Consider the following 3,719-nt stretch of genomic DNA (forward strand, 5'->3'; position numbering starts at 1 on the left):
CCCCGACGACTGGCCGGTCACCCCGCGCCGCACCTCGGCGTCCGAGGACTGACCCTGGAGGCACCGAGATCCGGGTGATCGCCCGTCCCAATACCGGAGCGGCGTGACGGCCTCCGCCGAACCAGCGGCATGCCATGGCAGGCTGACCCCGTGCACCGCCTGCTCCGCCCGTTTCCGTGGCGTCAGCTCGGTCATCTGTCACTGGGGATCGTGCTGGCTCCGCTGCAGGGCGTGGTGCTCGCCGCGGTGGCGGTGACGATTCCGTTGACGGTGTTCACTCCGCGGCCGTTTCTGGGGCTCGCCCGGGTCTTCGCCGGGCTGATCGCCCTGGAGCGGGAACGGTTCACCGTCCTGCACGACCGCGCACCCGCACTCACCCTGACCCTGCCTGCTCGCACCCGGCCGCCGATCGAGCGGGTTCGGGACACGCTGCGTGACCCAGGCTTTCGGCGTGCGGCCGGCTACGTCGTGGTCCGGTTCACCCTCGCGGCACTCGACGTGGTCGCGCTGAGCCTGGTGGTCACCCTGCCATCCCTGCTGCTCGTCGCGCAGCTCGCGGCGGTGGTGTTCTCCTACCAGCCGCTCGCCGTGCTCTACCTGAGCGACGCCAAGATGATGCTGCTGGCGAATCCGGTCGCGGCGGTGATCGTGCTCACGGTGGCCGCGCCCGCACTGATCCGCGGCTTGGCCTGGTTGGACGGCTGGGTCAGCCAGGCGCTCCTCGGCAGTCCCGAGTCCGCGGCGCTGGCCCGCCGCGTGGGTGAACTCGTCGAGGCCCGCACCCTCACCGTGACCTCGGCGGACGCCGAACGGACCCGCCTGGAGCGCGACCTGCACGACGGCGCCCAGCAGCGGCTGATCGCCCTGTCGATCCTGCTCGGCCAGGCCGAGACTCGGCTGGCGTCCGAGCCGGACACCGGAACGCTGGCGCTGGTCCGCCGAGCTCGGGTCGAGACCAGCGGCACCATCGACGAGCTACGCACCCTGACCCGAGGCCTTCGACCACCGATCCTGGAGGCCCGCGGCCTGGACGCCGCACTCTCGGCGGTCGCCGCCCGGCTGCCGATGCCGGTCACCATCGAGACCCGGATCGACCGCCGGCCCGATCCGGCCATCGAGGCCATGTGCTACTTCGCCGTGGCCGAGCTGCTCACCAACGTCGCCAAACATGCGGCCGGGGCTGCGGCGTCCGTCGACCTGGTCCGTGACCGCACCCTGATCCGCGCAACGGTGACCGACGCCGGTCCCGGCGGCGCGGAGGTCACCGGTGGCACCGGCCTGAGCGGCATCGCCCACCGGCTCACCGGCGTGGACGGCCGGCTCTTCCTGTCCAGTCCGCCGGGCGGGCCGACGGTGGTCACCGTGGAGGTGCCATGCGGGTGATCCTGGCCGAGGACTCGGGGCTGCTCCGTGAGGTGTTGACCGGCGCGCTCACCGAACGCGGCATCGAGGTGGTCGCCGCAGTCCCGGACGCCGAGCAGCTGCTGCGGGCGGTCGAGGCGACGCCCGACCTGGACGTGGCCATCGTCGACGTCCGGATGCCGCCGACCTTCACCGATGAGGGTCTCCGAGCGGCCCTGTGGCTACGCCGGCGGCGGCCGGAACTGGGTGTACTGATCCTCAGCCAGTACGTGGAAGAGCGCTACGCCTCCGAGGTGCTCGCCGCCGGCGCCCGCGGACTCGGCTACCTGCTGAAGGACCAGGTGGCCGACCTGGCCGAGTTCTCCGACGCGCTCGGCAGGGTCGCCTCAGGCGGCACGGCGCTGGACCCGGACGTGGTGAGCCAGCTGGTCAGCCGCAGCCGTCACGCCGGCGCGCTTTCCCGGCTCACCCCGCGCGAACGTGAGGTTCTCGCCGGCATGGCGGAGGGCCGCTCCAACGCCGGGATCGCGGCCCAGCTGGTGGTCGGCGAAGGCGCGGTGGAGAAGCATGTGACAAGCATCTTCGCCAAGCTCGACCTGGCCGGCGCCGGGGGCCGGCACCGGCGGGTGCAGGCCGTCCTGGCCTACCTGGGCGAGGGTCGCTGATGCGGCGCCTGGGGATTCGGCTGGCCGCCGTCGTGGCCACAGCCATGGTGCTGGTCAGTGGCGCCTTCTGGTTCCGCGAACTGCTGGTCGAGAACCGCTCCGACTACGTCGACTGGTCGAAACCGACCACCATCGAGGTGGACGCCGACGCCGGCGTCCTGGTCAGCGTTGAACGGGGCCGGCCAGGCGACGGCGTGGTCGCCGACCTTCAATGGCGGTCCCGCTCCACGTTCGGCGGGCCCGAGGTGATCATCGAGTCTGGCCTGGTGACGGCCCGTTGCCGCACCCCTACCCCGTTGAGCCGGTGCGCCATCTGGCTCACCGTCCGCACCGCCGACCCAGCCGTCCGGGTGGTGGTCATCCAGCGGCCCGGCGCGACGCTCGGCGGCATCGATCAGCGGCTGAACGTCGAGGTGCGCCCGGCGCCCTGACCGGGGGTTATCCCCACCCCGGTTCGGTGGCTGCCCCCGACGCGAGGCCGAGGACGCGGGCACGACGCTCGGCGCATGTGGTCATTGCTGTCCCGCACCCTTCCCCGCCGCGCCGCCGGATGGCTGCTGGCCGGCGCCGCCCTCGCCGCGTGCGCGGTCGCGTCGTGCGCCGGCTCCATCGATCTCGCCGTGTATCTGCGGGCGGCATCGGAACTGGCCGACGGCGGCGACCCGAACCTGACCCCGGACGGCCAACTGCCCTGGCTGTACCCGCCGTTCGCCGCAGCCGTCTACCTGCCGCTGGTGGTCGCGCCGTTCCCGGTATCCGCGATCCTGGTCGCTCTCGGCTCGGTCGCCGCCCTCTTCCGCACCCTGCGGCTGGTGCTGCGACGTCTGCTGCCTGCCCGGCCCGACCTGGCCCCGGTCCTGCTGGCTTTGGCGCTGACGACCGAGCCGGTGGCGTTCGCCCTCGGCTACGGGCAGCTCAATCTGGTGCTGGCCTGGCTGGTCACCGAAGGATTCCTCGGCCGCCGGCGTTGGCTGATCGGGATCGCGGCCGGCCTGAAACTGACCCCGCTGATGTTCCTGCTGCCGCTGCTGGTACGCCGCGATCTACGCGGCATCGTCCAGGTGCTGATCGGGTTCGCCGCGACGATCGCCGCCGGCTGGCTGATCGCACCGGCGGCATCCACCGACTACTGGACGGGCCTGTTCCTCGCCGCGCCCGACCGGATCGGCATCGCCTATGCCACCAACCAGTCGTTGACCGGGGCGGTGGCACGGGCGTTCGGTCCCGGCGGCTCGCCTCTGCTCACCACCGCGTTGTCGCTCATCGTGCTACTGGCCGCGGTGACCGTTCTGCGTCGGACGCCCGATCAGGTGCTGGCGCTGTCCGTGACGGGTCTCGCCGGCCTGCTCATCTCGCCGATCTCCTGGATCCACCACTGGACCTGGGTGCTGCCGCTGCTGTTGTGGTGCGCCGTCCACGCCCACCGCGGACTCGCCTGGTCCTGGAGCCTGGTACTGATGGGACACCTGACCTGGTGGTACCCGACCGAGGGAACCGTCGAGTACAGCCACGATCTGATCGGCAAGCTCGTCCAAGACAGCTGGACGCTGCTGGCATTGATCACCTTGGGCGTCCTCACCCATCCGCGAACCGCACCACTAGGGTTGTCAGCGCTCGCCGCAACCGGACAGGAGTCGCCCCATGGCCTCGCACGTCATCGACATGTTGACCATCGGCAACAGTTTCGGCACC

General features: G+C 71.6%; 4 protein-coding genes. All 4 read left to right on the forward strand.

What is annotated here, in order from left to right:
* The first annotated feature begins 150 nt into the window (after positions 1-150).
* Positions 151-1,383 (forward strand): histidine kinase, encoded by a 1,233-nt coding sequence (locus Q0066_RS01370; RefSeq protein ID WP_298129317.1) that lies wholly within the window; start codon positions 151-153, stop codon positions 1,381-1,383.
* On the forward strand, positions 1,374-2,027 hold the full coding sequence (locus tag Q0066_RS01375; protein WP_298129319.1) for a response regulator transcription factor: 654 nt from the start codon (positions 1,374-1,376) through the stop codon (positions 2,025-2,027). The genes Q0066_RS01370 and Q0066_RS01375 overlap by 10 nt, the downstream gene beginning before the upstream one ends.
* A complete protein-coding gene (locus Q0066_RS01380; protein WP_298129321.1) occupies positions 2,027-2,458 on the forward strand; it encodes a hypothetical protein in 432 nt (143 codons plus the stop codon). The genes Q0066_RS01375 and Q0066_RS01380 overlap by 1 nt, the downstream gene beginning before the upstream one ends.
* Positions 2,459-2,533: 75 nt before the next feature.
* Positions 2,534-3,719, forward strand: a 1,186-nt coding sequence (locus Q0066_RS01385; RefSeq protein WP_298129323.1) for a glycosyltransferase 87 family protein, incomplete at its 3' end; no start/stop codon positions are given.

This window comes from Micropruina sp., from assembly GCF_027492755.1.
Lineage (GTDB): Bacteria > Actinomycetota > Actinomycetes > Propionibacteriales > Propionibacteriaceae > Micropruina.